The following is a 17630-nucleotide window of genomic DNA, read 5'->3' on the forward strand; positions in this document are numbered from 1 at the left end:
GCTGCACTAAAAAAAGCAAGGATGCTACTGTCTATCAGCATCTGAATTTATTATGTATCGACATAAGTAAATTCTGCCAGTAAAGGTTTGTGATCGGATGAACAAATTTCATCTAAAACCTTAGCACTAGCTGGTTTTTCACTCAAGCCACGATAAAAAATATAGTCTAGGGGGGGTGACAAAAGAAACCTTTTAATCTTCTTGTTTTCTTCAGGTGCAAAATGTGCTTCTCTTAAACCCAATCTAATTACAGTTTTCTCTACAAGGACTACTCGTTTACGACTCCAGGTATTGAAATCCCCAGCAAATATAATCGGTCCCCTATGGGTGGATATAGCTAACTCTAATTCGTGTAGTTGGGCTTTAAATTTATCTAAATCAACAAAATTGATCAGATGACTATTAATAGTTAAAAGTGTCTGTTGGTTATGAGATAAGGAGTATTCACTAATCAGTGAAACCTTGGGAGTTTTAAACACAGGCTCATGGTGTTTTGTCATGATAACTTTTTTATCGATCGCACTAATTTTAGCCGCAGTCAAAATACCTGAATAAGTTTGATGATGAGCATCGATAAAATTAGGTGCATAAGCCCAATTCATGTTTGTAAAGCCCATAATCTGTTCCACATTCACACCCATCCGGACTTCTTGTAGAAATATGAGGTCTGGCTGGTACAGCCTAAGGATTTTAAAAAAGTCTTGAAACCAAAATTTCTCAAAGTTATTTTTAGCAATATTCCAATTTAAAACTTTAATAGAATTACTGTTTAGTTCTGTTTGTAATCCCTGACCACTATCAATAGTTGATTCTTGCGTACGCCTAAATCTGTAATAAGGCAGAAATTGTCTGGCAAGAATAACTGCGTGTTCTTTGATGTCAGGCATGACTTTTATCTAGCTTAACTTTATTACATACTATCCAGTGGCGCAGTAACTTTTGCTCACAAGTATTGATGACTTATCTGTATCACTCTGTTATTACCTGCATTTGGTCTGTAACTGCTGGAAGAATACTCTCTATAAACAGATGTTTTTTATTTAAAAATGCTACATCATACTATGGTCGTATCTAGATTCGATAATTAATTAAGTGAGCCAAAACTCTTACCCATTACCCACCTCTACGAATCAATCAGTAAATTACATAGGAGTCTTATATGTCCGTTACCCAAGAAACTTGGACGCATGAATACATCATTACTAATGGCGTAAGACTACACTACGTGACTCAAGGAACCGGAAGATTGATGTTGATGTTACACGGCTTTCCTGAGTGTTGGTATTCCTGGCGACATCAAATCCCGGAATTTGCCCAACATTATCAAGTTGTTGCTGTGGACTTACGTGGCTACAACGATAGTGATAAGCCAAAAGAGCAATCCGCCTATGTCATGGATGAGCTTATCAAAGATGTGGCAGGACTCATTAAAGAATTAGGACATGAGAAGTGTATCCTAGTTGGTCATGATTGGGGTGGTGCGATCGCTTGGTCATTTGCATACGCCTACCCCGATATGCTAGAGAAATTAATCATTCTCAACTTACCCCACCCAGCCAAGTTTATTCAAGGTCTATACACTCCTCAACAGTTATTACGTAGTTGGTATATCTTCTTTTTTCAAATCCCTGCATTGCCTGAATTACTACTCAAATCTACAGATTATCAAGCAATTCCCAACACTATTCAAACCACAGCAGTTAATAAAAACGCCTTTACTCCAGATGACCTCAATACTTATAGAAATGCAGCTGCAAAACCAGGTGCGCTCACAGCCATGTTGAATTATTACCGTAACATTTTTTCCCACTCTTTTTTTAATAAAAGCTGGGGTGTTTTGAATGTGCCGACACTATTGATTTGGGGAGAGAATGATACTGCTCTCGGTAAAGGACTCACCTATGACACATCAACCTATGTCAAAGACCTGCAAGTTAAGTATATTCCCGCTTGTGGACACTGGGTACAACAAGAAAAGCCAGAATTAGTTAATCAGTATATGCGGAATTTTCTGATGATATAAAGTACCAAACACCATTATTACTGTGTACCATTTAGTAATATTCACACACTAAAAAGTTTTGATAAGAAACCTATACTAATTGGTACATTAACTTAAAAATATTTAACAGTAAATTAATCCAAGTATTTATGCTTATTCCTTTAGATATAAATCTCTGAAAACCAGAGCCAATCTAATATCCAATATCTAATCAAACATCTTTTACATTACAAACAAGTTGTGCTTTAAATCAACATTCTCCTGAATTTTAGTGAGATAATAGAAATGTGAGGTAAAGAACGGACGCAACCTAAATAGAAAGGGGGATAATTATGAAACTTAAGCTATTCGCGGCCCTTGCCTTAGCAACTCCCCTATTTTTGGCTAACTCAGTAACAGCTGGGAATCCGCAAGATCTACAAAGGTTATTATCAACTGGGGAATGTAACGGGTGTAATCTAACAGGCATGAACCTCAGTGGCGCTCATTTAATTGGTGCTGACTTACGAGGAGCAAATTTAACAGGTGCTAACCTTTCTGGCGCTAACCTCGAAGGTGCTGACTTAACTAACGCCAACTTAAAAAAAGCTAACTTAACTTCAGCCTACCTAACCAACGTCAATTTCAAAAAAGCTAACCTCAATGGGGCAAACTTGACTCGCGCCCATGTGATCGACTCTAATGTGTACGGTGCATCAATGGATAATCTCACCATCACCGATGCGGAAATTTATAATACTGCGATCGGTATTGGTGGTGAAGAAGCCCAAAATATTCCTGATTGGGATTAGGGTTGAACTAAGTAAGCTGGCTTTAAAAAACACAAAATGGGGTGGGTAGGTTTTGATTTGGGTGTCATCACCCACCCTTACAAAAGTGTCAAGACGACAATTAATACGCACTTGCGTTTAACAATATTCTTTGACAAAACATATATAGCTAAAGGCGAGACGTAGTGATATTGTCACTGCGTCTTTGTTTTGAGCATCAATAATGACCAATTATTTATTAGGACTCACCCATGAAAACTTACCTACTCTCAAGACATTGAGATGTCAAAAAATGTAAAGTAATATTTACAACCAATATGAAACCTGACAGAAAAAAGTGGCATCTCAAAAATCCTTAATCTGGGGCAAAAAGTTTAAAACCTCACAACTGCAAATCCTGTTAGCTGATAGTCTGACTATCTTTTGGGGAGATTGGTTAGATTTACGGGTACGCGTAGCCCAAGTAGCTGCATCTGGATTAATCTCACCACTAATATATATTTTGGCTTTTGGTTTAGGGCTGGGTAGCTCAATTAGGCCAGGTTCCGCCATCAGTGGCAATTACAATAACTATTTAGAATTCATCTTGCCCGGTATGGTAGCCCTATCTTCCATGACCATCAGCTTTGGTGGCACAACATTCTCAATTTGTGGAGATAGATTATTTACCAAAACCTTTGAAGAACTATTACTCACGCCCATACATCCCTTAGCACTGCAACTGGGTAAAATGCTGGCTGGAGTTGTGCGAGGTTTAATGACTTCCGGTTCAGTGATATTGGTAGCCCTAATCATCACTAGGAATTGGAATTTTCTTCATCCCCTGTTTTTGCTGTTGTTGATATTAAATTGTGCAGTATTTGCAGGTTTGGGTGTAATTGTGGGATTATCAGTGCGATCGCTCGAATCGGTAGGACTGTACAACAACTTCGTCATTATCCCTATGTCCTTTTTGGGTGCAACCTTCTTCGACCCCAGTACCTTACCAACAGCATTCCAAGTCGTCGTTTATTTATTCCCTTTAACTTATGCCAGTACGGGGCTACGCGCAGCCGCCAACTTGCCCTTATCTCAATTCCCTTGGTATAGCATACCTGTCTTACTAGTCATAGCGATCGCTCTTTCTCTTTGGGGTGCTTCTAAATTTGCCCACCAACAAGACTAAATAAAACTCTTTCCCAAACAAAGTTTTTCAAAGTTTATCTATTTACTAACCAACAAAACGCTAATCTTACTGGGTAACTGGATAAAAAGTAACCATGACCCAACCTTCCAACATTCGCAAGTTGTTGACCGATGCCAAACTAGGACTACTACCTTATCTAGATCAACGCTTAAAAGACATCGAAATCACCCTGAAGCAACAGGAAAATCTGCAATTACAGCCTTACGATATCCAACTGGGAGATTGTAAAACTTTAGCCGCTAACGAACCCAGACCCGCAATTACTCAGTCAATCTCCCTCAAATTTGTCCTGACTGGCAACACAAAAGATAAATTAGAACTATTCTTGTTAGCTTCCGAATTGCAAAACGATTTAGATGCAGCAATTTATGAGTGGAGTAACCGCGAGTGGCATCAATTTGAAAAACCCTTGAAACGACCAGTCACCCAAATTACAGGCGGTTTAGATTATGAAGTTTTAAAAGATGCAGATAATTCCTCTCAAATCACCCTTTACCGTGAATTTGACCTAATTTACCCAGTCAGTTTTTGAAGAGGTTCAGGAGTTGATCATCCTACTCCTCTAATACGCCACGACGTAAATTAAGTCACCTATTAGCAATGTCTAGAACTCTCCCAACAACATAATGAGAAATTGCCCCCTGTGGTGCTAGCCTGTAGACACTCTTAGAACCTATGCTGATTCGCCCTGCAACGCCAGCTGATGTCCCTGCTGTTTTACCAATGGTCGCCAAAATTTGTGCTGTGCATGAATCTTGGGATGCTGACAAGTATGGTTTTTTACCACAGCCTGAAAAGCGCTATCAAAGATGGTTGACCAGATTAGCGAATCAAGAAGGCAGTGTGTTTCTGGTAGCTGAAAACCGAGGACAACTAGTAGCTTTTGTTGCGGCGACAGTCGAGCAAGAAATACCAATTTATCGGACAAAAGAATTTGGATTTATTCACGATATTTGGGTTGAACCAGAATATCGCCAACAAGGTATCGCCAAACAAATAGTAGAGCTAACCATTGAACGCTTTCGGCAAATGGGAGTAGAGCAAATTCGCCTAGACACCGCAGCCATCAACGAAGCAGCCAGAAAATTGTTTATATCTTGTGGTTTTCGTCTCAGTACAATGGAAATGTTGATAACTTTGTGAGTGCTGAGTACTGAGTCGTGAGGAAAAAACTATTCCTTATCCCCAGTCCTCAATCCCCAGCCCCCAGTCACCTAAACAGCTTGATAACTAGCAGAGAATGTATCCTTCAGCGCCTTCCAACGGAAAGTGCGATCGCCTCCTCTCTCAACAACAACTTTCACTCTTGGTTCCAGCTTTGGCAAATCGGTTAAAAATTCCACTTCTTGATCAGATAGAATATGCCCTTCAATGATCCACAACACCAAACCCTTAGACTTTGGTGGCAGGTGTTCTAGCTGAGAACCAACAATTGGTGGCAGATAATATACATTCCCTACTGCTGCACCATTACCAGAGCTTTTTTTGCCCAGATGGGGAGGTCTTACCCCATGAACTCCTGTGAGATAGGCTGCTACGTCACCCAATCCCCTAGCAGTAAATTGCAGAGTTGTATAGCCAGCAGCACGCAACCGCCGCCGATATCGACCTTCAAAACCTCCTTCTAGAGGTACGTAAACTCCTACAGATCCAAATTTCTCTAGATCCCGAATTAAACCGTTACCAGTGGTAATTAGTGCCATAAATTTTTTGAGGTTTTGTCATATCCCACTTCCATATCTCTATTATTTACTGTGAAGTGAGAGATTCAGTGAGATCAGGAAGCTTATACTTTAAATAAGCTATACTCAATCGTGCTAACTTGACTGTACATAGCAGCCAAAAAAATTAATCTATAAATTTTCTAGACAATTATCATTGGATAGTTTATATTATTAGATTGTGACCAATCTGAACTATCAGGGTATCGTGTTGCGATCGCCTTGGGTTAGTATTAGCTTTAGCAGCTAATGAGTCTATTCTGGAAAAGAATAAACTAGCCGTAATGGATCAAAGACTGATAAACTAGAAAAGCTTTTAGGTCAAACCAAGAGTTGATGGCTAAATACTAAATTCCATCATCCCTAGACTACATTCACTCGTGTAGTCAAAGAACAAGCAAAACCTTAAGCTAAGGTTGAATTTGTTTAGTGAAGTAGAAACTGAGCAGTAATGTTGGCTTCATAGCATTACACAGTTTTCAGTTAAAGGATACTGAGCGGTAAAAACTGCTTAAGTCCACTACTACACGGCAGATGCCTCAAACTGGGAGATACCCTTCAGGTGCTGCCGCCAGAAAGTGCCTATGCAAACGCTTGGACGAAAGCGCTGCTGCACAAAGCGCAAAGCTGTAAGAGCTTGCCCTAATACCAGAAGCTATACCTTCCCTAGAGAAGTCGCTTGTGGCTGTTCTGGTAATTAAATGAGTGTAACTAAATAGATTCAGCAAACAAAGACACCGCCTGATTGTGTCCGGCAGAATTTGCAGTGGCATCAACCCCATACAAGTTCACAATTTCGTCCGTTCATCACCGGAAACCACACAGTGTGTCTAGAAAACCCGATTTCGTAGAAAGGAGAGCCAGTTACTGTGTCAGTAGGGATTCTCGGCACCAAGCTGGGCATGACCCAAATATTTGACGAAGCAGGAGTCGCAATTCCTGTCACAGTCGTACAAGTGGGTCCATGCGTTGTTACCCAAGTTAAAAGTAAACAAACCGACGGTTACGCTGCCATCCAAGTTGGTTATGGCGAAGTCAAACCCAAGGCCTTGAATAGACCCTTACTAGGGCATTTAGCTAAATCATCTGCCCCAGCATTACGGCATTTGAAAGAGTATCACACAGATAGCTCTAGCGATTATGCTTTAGGTCAAGAAATTAAAGCAGATATTTTTAGTGCAGGTGAACTTGTAGACGTAATCGGTACAAGTATCGGTCGCGGCTTTGCAGGCAACCAAAAGCGGAATAACTTTGGACGCGGGCCTATGTCTCACGGTTCTAAAAACCATAGAGCGCCCGGTTCCATCGGTGCAGGTACAACCCCAGGACGTGTCTATCCGGGTAAGCGGATGGCTGGTCGTTTAGGTGGTACTCGCGTCACCATTCGCAAACTGACCGTAATCCGCGTTGATGCAGAACGCAACCTACTGCTAATTAAAGGAGCTGTTCCTGGTAAACCAGGTTCCTTACTAAGTATTGTACCTGCTAAAAAAGTTGGGAAGTAGTCACAAGTCAATACTCAAATGTTAATGACAACTGACAACTAAGCAACTGATAAAGGACAGAAAAATGGTAGAGAGTGTAGTAAAAAATTGGCAGGGAGAGCAAGTCGGACAGAAAACGTTCGAGTTGCGGGTTGCCAAAGAAACAACGGCGGCGCACATCGTACACCGCGCCCTAGTTAGACAACAAACCAACGCTCGTCAAGGAACAGCCAGCACCAAAACCCGTGCTGAAGTCCGAGGCGGTGGTCGTAAACCCTGGCGGCAAAAAGGCACAGGTCGCGCTCGTGCAGGTTCCATCCGTTCACCATTATGGCGTGGTGGTGGTGTGATCTTTGGACCCAAACCCAGAGATTTCGATTTAAAAATGAACCGCAAAGAGCGGCGTTTAGCACTGCGGACAGCACTTGTCAGCCGTATAGACGATTTGATTTTAGTAGAAGAATTTAGCAACGAGCTATCCCGCCCCAAAACCAAAGATTTAGTGGCAGCATTCACTCGTTGGGGTGCAGAACCGGAAAGCAAAATATTGTTAATTTTGTCGGAATTTCCTGAAAACGTGTATTTGTCTGCTCGTAACATTGAGAACTTAAAACTCATTGCGGCTGACCAACTCAACGTTTATGACTTGCTGCACGCTGACAAAATAGTTGTCACCACATCAGCATTAGAAAAAATTCAGGAGGTCTACAATGGCTAAGTTTGACCCCCGCAACCTGCCCGATTTAGTGCGTCGCCCCATCTTGACAGAAAAAGCGACCATCATGATGGAGCAGGATAAATACACCTTTGAAGTGACTCCTAAGGCTACCAAGCCACAAATCAGAGCAGCAATTGAAGACCTATTTCAGGTCAAAGTTGTCAAAGTCAATACTGCATTGCCACCACGCAGAAAAAAACGTGTGGGTAAATTTATTGGCTTTAAGCCCCAATATAAGAAAGCGATCGTCACTATCGCCCCTGGGGACGTAGAGAAAATCAGACAAGTTCTATTCCCAGAGGTATAAACTATCATGGGTACTCGTTCTTACCGCCCTTATACCCCCAGTACTCGCCAGGTTACGATTTCCGACTTCGCGGAAATTACCAAAACCGAGCCAGAAAAGTCACTAACGGTATATAAACACAGGGCAAAAGGCCGCAACAACCAAGGTCGGATTACTAGCCGTCGCCGTGGTGGTGGACACAAAAGACTATATCGGATCATCGACTTTAAACGGGATAAACGTAGTATTCCTGCCACAGTCATAGCTATTGAATACGATCCCAACCGGAATGCTCGGATTGCCTTAGTTTCCTATGAAGATGGGGAAAAACGGTACATTCTGCATCCAAACAACTTAAAAGTTGGGACAGTAATTATTGCTGGGCCTGAATCTCCCATTGAAGATGGTAATGCTTTACCCTTGGCGAACATCCCCTTAGGTACAAGCGTTCACAACGTAGAGTTAAAAGCAGGTAAAGGCGGTCAAATTGTTCGCTCTGCTGGTGCTACAGCTCAAGTCGTAGCCAAAGAAGGCAATTACGTCACTCTCAAGCTACCTTCTGGAGAAGTCCGCTTGATTCGCCGGGAATGCTACGCCACCATCGGCCAAGTAGGTAACACGGACGCGAGAAACTTAAGTGCTGGTAAAGCCGGAAGAAATCGCTGGAAAGGTCGCCGTCCCAAAGTTAGAGGTAGCGTCATGAACCCAGTAGACCACCCACATGGTGGTGGTGAGGGTAGAGCGCCTATCGGTAGATCAGGCCCTGTAACTCCTTGGGGTAAACCTACCTTAGGTGCTAAAACACGCAAACCCAAGAAAGCCAGCAGCAAGTTGATTATACGCCGTCGTCGTAAGTCTTCTAAACGCGGTCGTGGTGGTCGTGAGTCTTAATTAGTGCTGAAGCGCGGTAGCGGGGCGTTCAGCCAAAATTCCAAGTTAAAAACTCACAACATAAACTCAAAACTTTCGCAATTATGGGTCGTTCTCTTAAAAAAGGTCCTTTCATCGCCGATCATTTACTCAGCAAAATTGAAAAGCTCAATGACAAAAATGAAAAACAAGTCATTAAAACTTGGTCAAGAGCTTCCACCATTTTGCCCTTAATGGTAGGTCATACTATAGCCGTCCACAACGGTCGTCAACACGTTCCAGTTTTTATCAGCGAGCAGATGGTGGGACATAAGTTGGGAGAATTCGCTCCTACTCGTACCTACAGAGGCCATGGTAAATCTGACAAAAAAGCAGGTAGGTAAGTTGTCAATAGTCAGTAGTCGGCTGTCAGTAGGTGAAAACAACTGACAACGAACAACTGACAACTGACAAAATTGGAGAAAATTATGGCTACTGATACTACTGAAGTAAAAGCGATCGCCCGCTTTATCAGAATGTCTCCCTACAAAGTACGTCGGGTACTTGACCAAATTCGGGGGCTTTCTTACCGGGAAGCGCTAATTATCCTAGAATTTATGCCCTATCGAGCCACTGAGCCAGTGTTAACACTGCTGCGTAGTGCTGCTGCTAACGCTGAACATAATGCAGGGTTAGACCGCGCCGAGTTAGTGATTACCCAGGCTTATGCTGATCAAGGCCCAGTCCTGAAACGTTTCCAACCCAGAGCGCAAGGTAGAGCCTACCAAATTCGCAAGCCGACGTGTCACATCACCTTGGCTGTGGCTGCTAACGCCGGTGCGAAATAAGTCCTAGACACAAAAAATTGCGTTAAAGTCAGAAATTTTAGAGGAAGCATTTGTGGGACAAAAAATTCATCCAGTTGGCTTTCGCCTGGGAATTACCCAAGAACACCAATCGCGTTGGTTTGCCGAACCTAGCCGCTATCCAGAACTTCTACAAGAAGACCACAAACTACGTCAATATATAGAACAAAAACTGGGTAGACTCGCACAAAATAACGCAGGTATTTCCGAAGTACGGATTGAACGGAAAGCCGATCAAATTGATCTAGAAGTGCGTACAGCTCGCCCAGGCGTAGTTGTAGGTCGTGGTGGGCAAGGTATTGAAGCATTGCGTACTGGACTACAAACACTTTTGGGTGGTAATCGCCAAATTCGCATCAACGTAGTAGAAGTACAACGAGTTGATGCTGATGCTTACCTGATTGCCGAATTTATTGCTCAACAGTTGGAACGTCGTGTTTCCTTCCGTCGGGTAGTGCGTCAAGCAATTCAACGCGCTCAAAAAGCTGGCATTCAAGGCATCAAAGTTCAAGTTAGCGGTCGCCTCAACGGTGCAGAAATCGCCCGGACAGAGTGGACACGGGAAGGTAGAGTACCTCTACACACCTTAAGAGCTGATATTGACTACTCTTACTGCACAGCCAAAACCGTTTACGGTATTCTTGGCATCAAAGTTTGGGTATTCAAAGGCGAAATCATCCCCGGACAAGAAGTAGCGGCACCACCGCCTTCAACCCGTGACCGCGACCGTGACCGTGGCGATCGCGATCGTGAACCCCGCCGTCGTCAACAACAACGCCGCCGCCAGCAGTTTGAAGACCGCTCCAACGAAGGATAGTCCACAGTCCACAGTCCATAGTCCACAGTTCAAATTGTTTGACTATTGACCATTGACTAATTGACTATTAACCATTGACTTTTGACTTTTGACAAACAATGTTAAGTCCAAGAAGAACTAAATTCCGCAAACAACAACGCGGGCGGATGGGAGGGTTAGCCCACCGGGGTAGCACCCTCAACTTTGGAGATTTCGCACTCCAAGCCCAAGAACCAGCTTGGATCACCTCTCGACAAATTGAGGCTTCCCGTCGGGCAATGACTCGTTATATCCGCCGGGGTGGCAAAATCTGGATTCGGATTTTCCCAGACAAGCCAGTAACCATGCGCCCAGCAGAAACCCGGATGGGTTCCGGTAAAGGTAATCCAGAGTTTTGGGTAGCTGTAGTTAAACCAGGTCGGATTTTATTTGAAATCGCCGGTGTTACAGAAGAAATTGCTCGTGAAGCGATGCGCCTAGCGGCTTATAAGCTACCAATTAAAACTAAGTTTATTGTGCGTTCTCAAGTTGTAGAGGAACAGGAGTAGGTTATGCCACTTCCCAAAATTTCAGAAGCTAGAGAACTAAGTGACGAGAGACTGGTTGAGGAAATCACTGCTGTCAAAAAACAACTGTTTCAGTTGCGCTTGCAAAAGGCCACCAGACAACTAGACAAACCTCACCAATTCCGCCATGCCCGCCACCGTCTAGCCCAATTGTTAACAGTAGAAGGAGAGCGGAAACGGGCAGCCGCAACTCAATCGCCTCAAGAATAAAAGTAGGAGATTATGGCAATCAAAGAACGCGTTGGCTTAGTAGTAAGCGACAAAATGCAGAAAACTGTAGTAGTCGCCATCGAAAACCGCGCTCCCCACCCCAAGTACGGCAAAATTGTAGTCAAAACTCGCCGTTACAAAGCTCACGACGAAGACAATAAATGCAAAGTGGGCGATCGCGTGCGGATTCAGGAAACCAGACCCTTGAGTAAAACCAAGCGCTGGCAAGTTGCAGAAATTCTCAACACCAAAGCTTAGTTGTTATAAAAATAACAACTTTATAAGGGAGACCAATTGTGATTCAACCCCAAACCTATCTTAATGTCGCAGACAATAGCGGCGCTCGTAAATTGATGTGTATCCGTGTCTTAGGTGCGGGTAACAGTCGTTACGGTTTCATTGGCGACAAGATTATTGCTGTGGTCAAAGATGCCACACCCAACATGGCTGTAAAAAAATCTGATGTTGTGGAAGCAGTGATCGTCCGTACACGCCATCACATCCGTCGTGATAGCGGTATGACCATTCGCTTCGACGATAACGCCGCCGTCATCATCAACAAAGACGGTAACCCCAGAGGCACACGGGTATTTGGCCCTGTAGCACGGGAACTACGCGACAAAAACTTTACCAAAATAGTTTCTCTGGCTCCGGAGGTGCTGTAATGCCAAGTAAAAAGGACACAACACCCAAGTTTCATAAACTGCACGTCAAGACTGGCGACACCGTGCAAGTAATTGCAGGTAAAGACAAAGGCAAAGTTGGCGAAGTGATTAAAGCACTGCCCCAACTGAGTAAAGTCATCGTCAAAGGTGTCAATATCAAAACTAAGCACGTCAAGCCCCAACAAGAAGGGGAATCGGGACGGATTGTCACTCAAGAAGCACCGATTCACAGTTCCAACGTCATGCTTTACTCCACCAAGCAAAACGTCGCTAGTCGTGTCTGCTACACTTTCACCGCCGAAGGCAAGAAAGTCAGGAAGCTCAAGAAAACTGGTGAAATTCTCGATAATTAGGGAATTAGCCGACTTGAGATTTTAGATATGGAATTAAATTTACAATCTAAAATCGGAAAATTAAAATTTCCCTGACAAAGCCCAGGGAGAATCAGGACAAAAAACTATGGCGACAACCAGACTCAAAACCTTATATCAAGAGACAATCATCCCCAAATTAACCCAGCAGTTCCAATACACTAATGTTCATCAAGTACCAAAATTGGTGAAAATTACCGTGAACCGGGGTTTAGGGGAAGCAGCTCAAAATGCTAAATCCCTAGAAGCATCATTAACCGAAATTGCTACTATTACTGGTCAAAAGCCAGTAGTCACACGGGCGAAAAAGGCGATCGCTGGCTTTAAAATTCGTCAGGGTATGCCTGTTGGCATCATGGTGACACTAAGAGGCGAACGGATGTATGCTTTCTTCGACAGACTGATTAGCCTATCACTACCTAGAATTAGAGACTTCCGTGGTATCAGCCCCAAAAGCTTCGACGGTCGTGGTAACTATACTCTAGGCGTAAGAGAACAGTTAATCTTTCCAGAAATCGAATACGACAGCATCGATCAAATCCGTGGTCTAGATATTTCTATCATCACCACAGCGAAAAACGACGAAGAGGGCCGCGCCTTACTCAAAGAATTTGGAATGCCCTTTCGCGATCAATAAGTTCATCTAAAGAGGGAACGATGGCGGCTAACGACACAATTGCAGATATGCTGACGCGCATCCGCAATGCTAACATGGCAAGGCATCAAACTACACTAGTGCCAGCTACAAAAATGACTCGTAGCATTGCTAAAGTGCTACAGGAAGAAGGCTTTATTGCTGAAATTTCCGAAGAAGGAGACGAAGTAAAACGTAACCTGGTGATTGCCCTGAAATACAAGGGGAAAAATCGTCAACCACTAATTACCGCCCTTAAGCGTGTAAGTAAGCCTGGGTTACGTGTTTACTCCAACCGTAAGGAATTACCAAGAGTACTAGGTGGCATCGGTATTGCCATTATTTCCACATCCAGTGGGATCATGACCGACCGCGAAGCACGGCGGCAAAACTTGGGTGGTGAAGTACTCTGCTACGTCTGGTAGTGATTAGTCATTAGTCATCAGTCATTAGTCATTTAGTACAAAACAAAGGACAACTGACAACTGACAACTGACAACTGACACAAGGATAAAAAAATCATGTCTCGTATTGGTAAACGTCCAATTACTGTACCAGCCAAAGTGCAAGTCACAATTGATGGCACCAAGGTTGTGGTTAAAGGCCCTAAAGGCGAACTGTCAAGAGAACTACCTGTAAACGTTAGTGTTTCTCAAGAAGGAGAAACCTTACAAGTAACTCGACGTGATGAAACTCGGACTTCTAGACAACTACACGGTTTAAGCCGGACTCTAGTTGCCAACATGGTGGAAGGGGTTTCTCAAGGTTTCCAACGCCGTTTAGAAATTCAAGGCGTGGGTTATCGCGCTCAAGTTCAAGGGCGTAACCTGATTTTAAACATGGGTTATAGCCATCAAGTCCAAATTGAACCACCGGATGGGATTCAGTTTGCTGTCGAAAATAACACCAACGTTATAGTCAGTGGATATGACAAGGAAATTGTAGGTAACACAGCAGCGAAAATCCGTGCCGTTCGTCCACCAGAGCCTTACAAGGGTAAAGGTATCCGCTACGCCGGTGAAGTGGTCAGACGTAAAGCTGGTAAGACTGGTAAGGGTGGTAAGAAGTAAACATGAAACTCACTCGTAGAGAATCAAAACAGCGTCGCCATAGACGCGTTCGTGGTAAAGTTCAAGGTTCTCCAGAACGTCCACGTCTGGCTGTCTTTCGCTCTAATGAGCATATTTATGCTCAAGTAATTGATGATACACAACATCACACACTGGTATCGGCATCAACCGTAGAGCCAGAGGTGAAATCTAGTTTGGCTTCCGGTGCAAACTGCGAAGCATCGTCACAAATTGGCAAATTGATCGCAGTGCGATCGCTCGAAAAAGGCATCACTAAAGTCGTATTTGATCGTGGTGGTAACTTATACCACGGACGCATCAAAGCACTAGCCGAAGCAGCACGCGAAGCTGGTTTAGACTTCTAATTTGTCAGTAGTCAATAGTCAGTAGTAACTGACAACTGACAACTGACAACTGACAACTGACAAAAAGAGAGCAATATTATGGCAACAGGTCGTCGTAAAGCGAACCGTACAAAAAAAGAAGAAACTAACTGGCAAGAGCGCGTAATTCAGATCCGGCGGGTGAGCAAGGTTGTTAAAGGTGGTAAAAAACTCAGCTTCCGGGCGATCGTTGTTGTAGGTAACGAACGCGGTCAAGTCGGAGTCGGGGTAGGTAAAGCCTCGGACGTTATAGGTGCTGTGAAAAAAGGTGTAGCCGACGGCAAAAAACACCTGATTGATATCCCCATCACCAAATCTAACTCCATTCCCCATCCTATTGATGGTGTAGGTGGCGGTGCTAAGGTCATGATGCGCCCAGCTGCTCCCGGTACTGGTGTAATTGCTGGTGGTGCTGTCCGGACTGTATTGGAATTGGCGGGAGTGCGTAACGTTTTAGCCAAGCAACTCGGCTCTAACAATCCACTCAACAACGCCAGAGCAGCCGTCAACGCCTTATCGACACTACGCACCTTAGCTGAAGTAGCTGAAGACCGAGGCATTGCGATCGAAAAACTCTACATCTAAGTAGTCATTTGTCCGATGTGGAAATGACAACTGACAACTGACAACTAACAACTGGCAACTTTTAGATTATGAGACTCAACGATGTTAAGCCCCAAAAAGGCTCGAAAAAACGCCGTCGCCGTGTAGGTAGAGGTATCTCTGCTGGCCAGGGTGCTAGTGCTGGTCTGGGTATGAGAGGTCAAAAATCACGTTCTGGTAGTGGTACCAGACCTGGTTTTGAAGGTGGTCAACAGCCATTGTACCGCCGGATACCCAAGCTGAAAGGTTTTCCTGTAGTTAATCGGAAAATTTACACTACGATTAATGTAGAGAAGCTAGCTGATCTCCCTGCAAATACAGAAGTAACTTTGGAATCTTTGAGAGCATCCGGTATTTTAACTGCTGTCAAAGGCCCATTGAAAGTTTTGGGTAATGGAGACTTAGGTGTAGCCCTCAACGTTAAGGCAGCAGCTTTCACAGGTCAAGCTCGGAGCAAAATTGAGGCTGCTGGAGGAAGTTGTGAAGTTTTAGGGTGATGCCCAACAGCGCACTTGAAAGCTAGCCAATTTGCTTCCAGCGCCTGGTTCACGATAAAGGTAGCACTCTATGATCAGTCGAGATAAAGCCCCAACGGCTCAAGAAACTTTTATGCAGATGGCACAAGCAGCTGGGCTGAGAGGCAGGCTGCTTGTAACTGTCGGTATTTTAATCCTGGTTCGCCTGGGTATATTTTTACCAGTACCAGGAATTGATAGAACTCGTTTTGCCGAAGCAATTTCGAGCAATAATGCCATATTCGGTTTATTGGATATATTTTCAGGGCGAGGACTTTCAACTTTGGGAGTCTTTGCTTTAGGGATTTTGCCTTTTATTAATGCGTCAATTATCATCCAATTACTGACTGCGGCAATACCATCTTTAGAAAATTTACAGAAAAATGAGGGCGAAGCGGGTCGGCGGAAAATTTCCCAAATCACTCGCTACGTAACTGTAGGCTGGGCAATTTTTCAGAGTCTAGCTTTCTCTGCTCTATTTCTCCAGCAGTTTGCTTTGCAACCAGGCCCAGTATTTGTAGCAGAAACAGCGATCGCATTGACTGCTGGTTCTATGTTCGTTATGTGGGCATCGGAACTGATCACAGAACGTGGTATTGGTAACGGAGCATCTTTGTTGATTTTTGTCAACATTGTCGCATCATTACCAAAATCCTTAGGTGACACCATTGACTTAGTGCAAGTTGGTGGACGAGAAATTGTTGGTCGCGTGATTGTGCTAGTGTTAGTATTCCTGGCAACAATCGTGGGCATTGTATTTGTACAAGAAGGCATCCGGCGCATCCCGATCATCTCGGCTCGTCGTCAAGTTGGTCGTCGGGTACTAGCAGAACAGCGTAGCTATTTACCCTTACGTCTCATCTCTGGTGGTGTTATGCCAATCATTTTTGCAGCAGCCATCTTGAGCTTGCCACTTTTGATTGCTAATTTCACCAAGAATCCAGAATTGGCTAACATTGTCAATACTTATTTGAGTCCAGGGGGTTCTGGATCTTGGGTATACGCTCTGGTGTACTTAATTTCCATTGTTTTCTTTAGCTACTTCTATTCTTCTTTGATTGTTAACCCTGTTGACGTAGCTCAGAACCTCAAGAAAATGGGTTCTAGTATTCCGGGTATTCGTCCTGGAAAGGCAACTAGTGAATACATCGAACGGGTAATTAACAGACTAACTTTTTTGGGCGCAATCTTTTTGGGTTTAGTGGCAATTATTCCTACCGCCGTAGAAAGAGCCTTAGGAGTACCGACCTTTAGAGGATTGGGTGCGACTTCATTGCTAATTCTGGTTGGTGTAGCAATTGAGACAGCTAAACAAGTGCAAACTTACGTTATTTCTCAGCGTTATGAAGGAATGGTGAAACAATAGTGACGCGACTAATCTTCTTGGGGCCGCCGGGGGCAGGTAAAGGAACACAAGCTCAAATTTTGGCTGAACATTTACATATTCCGCATATTTCTACTGGGGATATATTGCGGCAAGCCATGAAAGAGCAAACTCCCTTGGGAATCAAAGCTCAAAGCTATGTGGATAGTGGCGAGTTGGTTCCTGACCAGTTAGTGCAAGACTTAGTCGAGGAACGTCTTGAGCAAGCAGATGCTAAATCTGGCTGGATATTAGATGGTTTTCCTCGTAAAGTTACACAGGCGGCTTTTCTGGAAGAATTGCTGCAAAAAACTGGTCAAGGTGGTGAAAGAGTAGTCAATTTAGATGCCCCAGATGATGTTGTCGTCACACGGTTGTTATCCAGAGGCAGAAAAGACGACACCGAAGAGGTAATCCGTCGCCGCCTGGAAATCTACCGCAACGACACTGCACCCTTGATTGATTATTACAGCGATCGCCAAAAACTTTTGACCATCAATGGCGACCAGTCCCAAGAAGAAGTCACTCACGAATTGAAAGAAACTTTAGGTTCGTAACTAGCCCAAAAAATA

Annotated in this window: 27 protein-coding genes; 25 read left to right on the forward strand and 2 right to left on the reverse strand. The window is 43.7% G+C overall.

What is annotated here, in order from left to right; genetic code table 11:
• Positions 1 to 50: 50 nt before the first annotated feature.
• The gene (locus tag GSQ19_RS08630; protein WP_011317555.1) at positions 51 to 887 is read right to left on the reverse strand and encodes an endonuclease/exonuclease/phosphatase family protein; all 837 of its coding nucleotides are present in this window, start codon (positions 885 to 887) and stop codon (positions 51 to 53) included.
• A gap of 272 nt (positions 888 to 1159) precedes the next feature.
• Here GSQ19_RS08630 and GSQ19_RS08635 point away from each other — a divergent pair, with 272 nt between their 5' ends.
• The 5 genes from GSQ19_RS08635 (at position 1160) to GSQ19_RS08655 (ending at position 5101) form a co-directional block, all read left to right on the forward strand.
• The gene (locus tag GSQ19_RS08635; RefSeq protein WP_011317556.1) at positions 1160 to 2023 is read left to right on the forward strand and encodes an alpha/beta fold hydrolase; all 864 of its coding nucleotides are present in this window, start codon (positions 1160 to 1162) and stop codon (positions 2021 to 2023) included.
• Positions 2024 to 2334: 311 nt separating this feature from the next.
• Entirely contained in the window at positions 2335 to 2793 is a 459-nt protein-coding gene (locus tag GSQ19_RS08640; protein ID WP_011317557.1) for a pentapeptide repeat-containing protein, read from the forward strand.
• A 316-nt stretch (positions 2794 to 3109) separates the two neighbouring features.
• Entirely contained in the window at positions 3110 to 3937 is an 828-nt protein-coding gene (locus GSQ19_RS08645; protein ID WP_011317558.1) for an ABC transporter permease, read from the forward strand.
• A gap of 94 nt (positions 3938 to 4031) precedes the next feature.
• On the forward strand, positions 4032 to 4490 hold the full coding sequence (locus GSQ19_RS08650; RefSeq protein ID WP_011317559.1) for a hypothetical protein: 459 nt from the start codon (positions 4032 to 4034) through the stop codon (positions 4488 to 4490).
• Positions 4491 to 4633: 143 nt separating this feature from the next.
• Complete coding sequence (locus GSQ19_RS08655) at positions 4634 to 5101, forward strand: GNAT family N-acetyltransferase (protein ID WP_011317560.1); 468 nt, start codon at positions 4634 to 4636, stop codon at positions 5099 to 5101.
• 71 nt (positions 5102 to 5172) lie between these two features.
• On the opposite strand, the gene ndhN is transcribed toward GSQ19_RS08655, so the two are convergent.
• A complete protein-coding gene (gene ndhN, locus GSQ19_RS08660) occupies positions 5173 to 5661 on the reverse strand; it encodes an NAD(P)H-quinone oxidoreductase subunit N (protein ID WP_011317561.1) in 489 nt (162 codons plus the stop codon).
• Positions 5662 to 6548: 887 nt separating this feature from the next.
• Between ndhN and rplC the strand changes: the two genes are divergently transcribed.
• The 20 genes from rplC (at position 6549) to GSQ19_RS08760 (ending at position 17615) form a co-directional block, all read left to right on the forward strand.
• On the forward strand, positions 6549 to 7184 hold the full coding sequence (rplC, locus tag GSQ19_RS08665) for a 50S ribosomal protein L3 (protein ID WP_011317562.1): 636 nt from the start codon (positions 6549 to 6551) through the stop codon (positions 7182 to 7184).
• Positions 7185 to 7248: 64 nt separating this feature from the next.
• Complete coding sequence (gene rplD / locus GSQ19_RS08670) at positions 7249 to 7881, forward strand: 50S ribosomal protein L4 (protein ID WP_011317563.1); 633 nt, start codon at positions 7249 to 7251, stop codon at positions 7879 to 7881.
• Positions 7874 to 8188 carry a 50S ribosomal protein L23 gene (locus tag GSQ19_RS08675; RefSeq protein WP_011317564.1) on the forward strand — a complete coding sequence of 105 codons (315 nt, stop codon included), beginning with the start codon at positions 7874 to 7876 and terminating at the stop codon, positions 8186 to 8188. The genes rplD and GSQ19_RS08675 overlap by 8 nt, the downstream gene beginning before the upstream one ends.
• Before the next feature lie 6 nt (positions 8189 to 8194).
• A complete protein-coding gene (rplB, locus tag GSQ19_RS08680) occupies positions 8195 to 9058 on the forward strand; it encodes a 50S ribosomal protein L2 (protein WP_010998350.1) in 864 nt (287 codons plus the stop codon).
• 83 nt (positions 9059 to 9141) lie between these two features.
• Positions 9142 to 9420: a 30S ribosomal protein S19 gene (gene rpsS, locus GSQ19_RS08685; RefSeq protein WP_011317565.1), complete on the forward strand. Its 279-nt coding sequence runs from the start codon at positions 9142 to 9144 to the stop codon at positions 9418 to 9420.
• Between the two features lie 84 nt (positions 9421 to 9504).
• The gene (gene rplV, locus GSQ19_RS08690; RefSeq protein WP_010998348.1) at positions 9505 to 9864 is read left to right on the forward strand and encodes a 50S ribosomal protein L22; all 360 of its coding nucleotides are present in this window, start codon (positions 9505 to 9507) and stop codon (positions 9862 to 9864) included.
• 52 nt (positions 9865 to 9916) lie between these two features.
• The gene (gene rpsC, locus GSQ19_RS08695; RefSeq protein ID WP_011317566.1) at positions 9917 to 10699 is read left to right on the forward strand and encodes a 30S ribosomal protein S3; all 783 of its coding nucleotides are present in this window, start codon (positions 9917 to 9919) and stop codon (positions 10697 to 10699) included.
• A 98-nt stretch (positions 10700 to 10797) separates the two neighbouring features.
• A complete protein-coding gene (gene rplP, locus GSQ19_RS08700) occupies positions 10798 to 11226 on the forward strand; it encodes a 50S ribosomal protein L16 (protein WP_010998346.1) in 429 nt (142 codons plus the stop codon).
• Between the two features lie 3 nt (positions 11227 to 11229).
• On the forward strand, positions 11230 to 11454 hold the full coding sequence (rpmC, locus tag GSQ19_RS08705) for a 50S ribosomal protein L29 (protein ID WP_010998345.1): 225 nt from the start codon (positions 11230 to 11232) through the stop codon (positions 11452 to 11454).
• Between the two features lie 12 nt (positions 11455 to 11466).
• Positions 11467 to 11712: a 30S ribosomal protein S17 gene (gene rpsQ / locus GSQ19_RS08710; protein WP_010998344.1), complete on the forward strand. Its 246-nt coding sequence runs from the start codon at positions 11467 to 11469 to the stop codon at positions 11710 to 11712.
• 38 nt (positions 11713 to 11750) lie between these two features.
• Entirely contained in the window at positions 11751 to 12119 is a 369-nt protein-coding gene (gene rplN / locus GSQ19_RS08715; RefSeq protein WP_010998343.1) for a 50S ribosomal protein L14, read from the forward strand.
• A complete protein-coding gene (gene rplX, locus GSQ19_RS08720; RefSeq protein ID WP_011317567.1) occupies positions 12119 to 12472 on the forward strand; it encodes a 50S ribosomal protein L24 in 354 nt (117 codons plus the stop codon). Before rplN ends, rplX begins: the two co-directional genes overlap by 1 nt.
• A 106-nt stretch (positions 12473 to 12578) precedes the next feature.
• Positions 12579 to 13127, forward strand: a complete 549-nt coding sequence (rplE, locus tag GSQ19_RS08725; protein ID WP_011317568.1) for a 50S ribosomal protein L5 — start codon at positions 12579 to 12581, stop codon at positions 13125 to 13127.
• A gap of 20 nt (positions 13128 to 13147) precedes the next feature.
• Positions 13148 to 13549, forward strand: coding sequence for a 30S ribosomal protein S8 (gene rpsH, locus GSQ19_RS08730; RefSeq protein ID WP_011317569.1), 402 nt, complete (start codon positions 13148 to 13150; stop codon positions 13547 to 13549).
• A 96-nt stretch (positions 13550 to 13645) separates the two neighbouring features.
• A complete protein-coding gene (gene rplF, locus GSQ19_RS08735; protein WP_011317570.1) occupies positions 13646 to 14194 on the forward strand; it encodes a 50S ribosomal protein L6 in 549 nt (182 codons plus the stop codon).
• A 2-nt stretch (positions 14195 to 14196) separates the two neighbouring features.
• On the forward strand, positions 14197 to 14559 hold the full coding sequence (gene rplR / locus GSQ19_RS08740; RefSeq protein ID WP_011317571.1) for a 50S ribosomal protein L18: 363 nt from the start codon (positions 14197 to 14199) through the stop codon (positions 14557 to 14559).
• Positions 14560 to 14637: 78 nt separating this feature from the next.
• Positions 14638 to 15162 carry a 30S ribosomal protein S5 gene (gene rpsE / locus GSQ19_RS08745; RefSeq protein WP_010998337.1) on the forward strand — a complete coding sequence of 175 codons (525 nt, stop codon included), beginning with the start codon at positions 14638 to 14640 and terminating at the stop codon, positions 15160 to 15162.
• A gap of 68 nt (positions 15163 to 15230) precedes the next feature.
• The gene (gene rplO / locus GSQ19_RS08750; RefSeq protein WP_011317572.1) at positions 15231 to 15677 is read left to right on the forward strand and encodes a 50S ribosomal protein L15; all 447 of its coding nucleotides are present in this window, start codon (positions 15231 to 15233) and stop codon (positions 15675 to 15677) included.
• A gap of 70 nt (positions 15678 to 15747) precedes the next feature.
• Positions 15748 to 17061, forward strand: a complete 1314-nt coding sequence (gene secY, locus GSQ19_RS08755; RefSeq protein WP_011317573.1) for a preprotein translocase subunit SecY — start codon at positions 15748 to 15750, stop codon at positions 17059 to 17061.
• Positions 17061 to 17615 (forward strand): adenylate kinase, encoded by a 555-nt coding sequence (locus tag GSQ19_RS08760; protein WP_011317574.1) that lies wholly within the window; start codon positions 17061 to 17063, stop codon positions 17613 to 17615. The genes secY and GSQ19_RS08760 overlap by 1 nt, the downstream gene beginning before the upstream one ends.
• Positions 17616 to 17630: the final 15 nt, after the last annotated feature.

It is taken from the genome of Trichormus variabilis 0441 (assembly GCF_009856605.1).
In the GTDB taxonomy this organism is placed as follows: Bacteria; Cyanobacteriota; Cyanobacteriia; order Cyanobacteriales; family Nostocaceae; genus Trichormus; species Trichormus variabilis.

What these genes read in the sequence shown, in the direction of transcription:
- GSQ19_RS08630 (WP_011317555.1), bottom strand. Translation starts at nt 887, where the DNA reads ATGCCTGACATCAAAGAACACGCAGTTATTCTTGCCAGACAATTTCTG.
- GSQ19_RS08635 (WP_011317556.1), top strand. Translation starts at nt 1,160, where the DNA reads ATGTCCGTTACCCAAGAAACTTGGACGCATGAATACATCATTACTAAT.
- GSQ19_RS08640 (WP_011317557.1), top strand. Translation starts at nt 2,335, where the DNA reads ATGAAACTTAAGCTATTCGCGGCCCTTGCCTTAGCAACTCCCCTATTT.
- GSQ19_RS08650 (WP_011317559.1), top strand. Translation starts at nt 4,032, where the DNA reads ATGACCCAACCTTCCAACATTCGCAAGTTGTTGACCGATGCCAAACTA.
- GSQ19_RS08655 (WP_011317560.1), top strand. Translation starts at nt 4,634, where the DNA reads ATGCTGATTCGCCCTGCAACGCCAGCTGATGTCCCTGCTGTTTTACCA.
- ndhN (WP_011317561.1), bottom strand. Translation starts at nt 5,661, where the DNA reads ATGGCACTAATTACCACTGGTAACGGTTTAATTCGGGATCTAGAGAAA.
- rplD (WP_011317563.1), top strand. Translation starts at nt 7,249, where the DNA reads ATGGTAGAGAGTGTAGTAAAAAATTGGCAGGGAGAGCAAGTCGGACAG.
- GSQ19_RS08675 (WP_011317564.1), top strand. Translation starts at nt 7,874, where the DNA reads ATGGCTAAGTTTGACCCCCGCAACCTGCCCGATTTAGTGCGTCGCCCC.
- rplB (WP_010998350.1), top strand. Translation starts at nt 8,195, where the DNA reads ATGGGTACTCGTTCTTACCGCCCTTATACCCCCAGTACTCGCCAGGTT.
- rpsS (WP_011317565.1), top strand. Translation starts at nt 9,142, where the DNA reads ATGGGTCGTTCTCTTAAAAAAGGTCCTTTCATCGCCGATCATTTACTC.
- rplV (WP_010998348.1), top strand. Translation starts at nt 9,505, where the DNA reads ATGGCTACTGATACTACTGAAGTAAAAGCGATCGCCCGCTTTATCAGA.
- rplP (WP_010998346.1), top strand. Translation starts at nt 10,798, where the DNA reads ATGTTAAGTCCAAGAAGAACTAAATTCCGCAAACAACAACGCGGGCGG.
- rpmC (WP_010998345.1), top strand. Translation starts at nt 11,230, where the DNA reads ATGCCACTTCCCAAAATTTCAGAAGCTAGAGAACTAAGTGACGAGAGA.
- rpsQ (WP_010998344.1), top strand. Translation starts at nt 11,467, where the DNA reads ATGGCAATCAAAGAACGCGTTGGCTTAGTAGTAAGCGACAAAATGCAG.
- rplX (WP_011317567.1), top strand. Translation starts at nt 12,119, where the DNA reads ATGCCAAGTAAAAAGGACACAACACCCAAGTTTCATAAACTGCACGTC.
- rplE (WP_011317568.1), top strand. Translation starts at nt 12,579, where the DNA reads ATGGCGACAACCAGACTCAAAACCTTATATCAAGAGACAATCATCCCC.
- rpsH (WP_011317569.1), top strand. Translation starts at nt 13,148, where the DNA reads ATGGCGGCTAACGACACAATTGCAGATATGCTGACGCGCATCCGCAAT.
- rplF (WP_011317570.1), top strand. Translation starts at nt 13,646, where the DNA reads ATGTCTCGTATTGGTAAACGTCCAATTACTGTACCAGCCAAAGTGCAA.
- rplR (WP_011317571.1), top strand. Translation starts at nt 14,197, where the DNA reads ATGAAACTCACTCGTAGAGAATCAAAACAGCGTCGCCATAGACGCGTT.
- rpsE (WP_010998337.1), top strand. Translation starts at nt 14,638, where the DNA reads ATGGCAACAGGTCGTCGTAAAGCGAACCGTACAAAAAAAGAAGAAACT.
- rplO (WP_011317572.1), top strand. Translation starts at nt 15,231, where the DNA reads ATGAGACTCAACGATGTTAAGCCCCAAAAAGGCTCGAAAAAACGCCGT.
- secY (WP_011317573.1), top strand. Translation starts at nt 15,748, where the DNA reads ATGATCAGTCGAGATAAAGCCCCAACGGCTCAAGAAACTTTTATGCAG.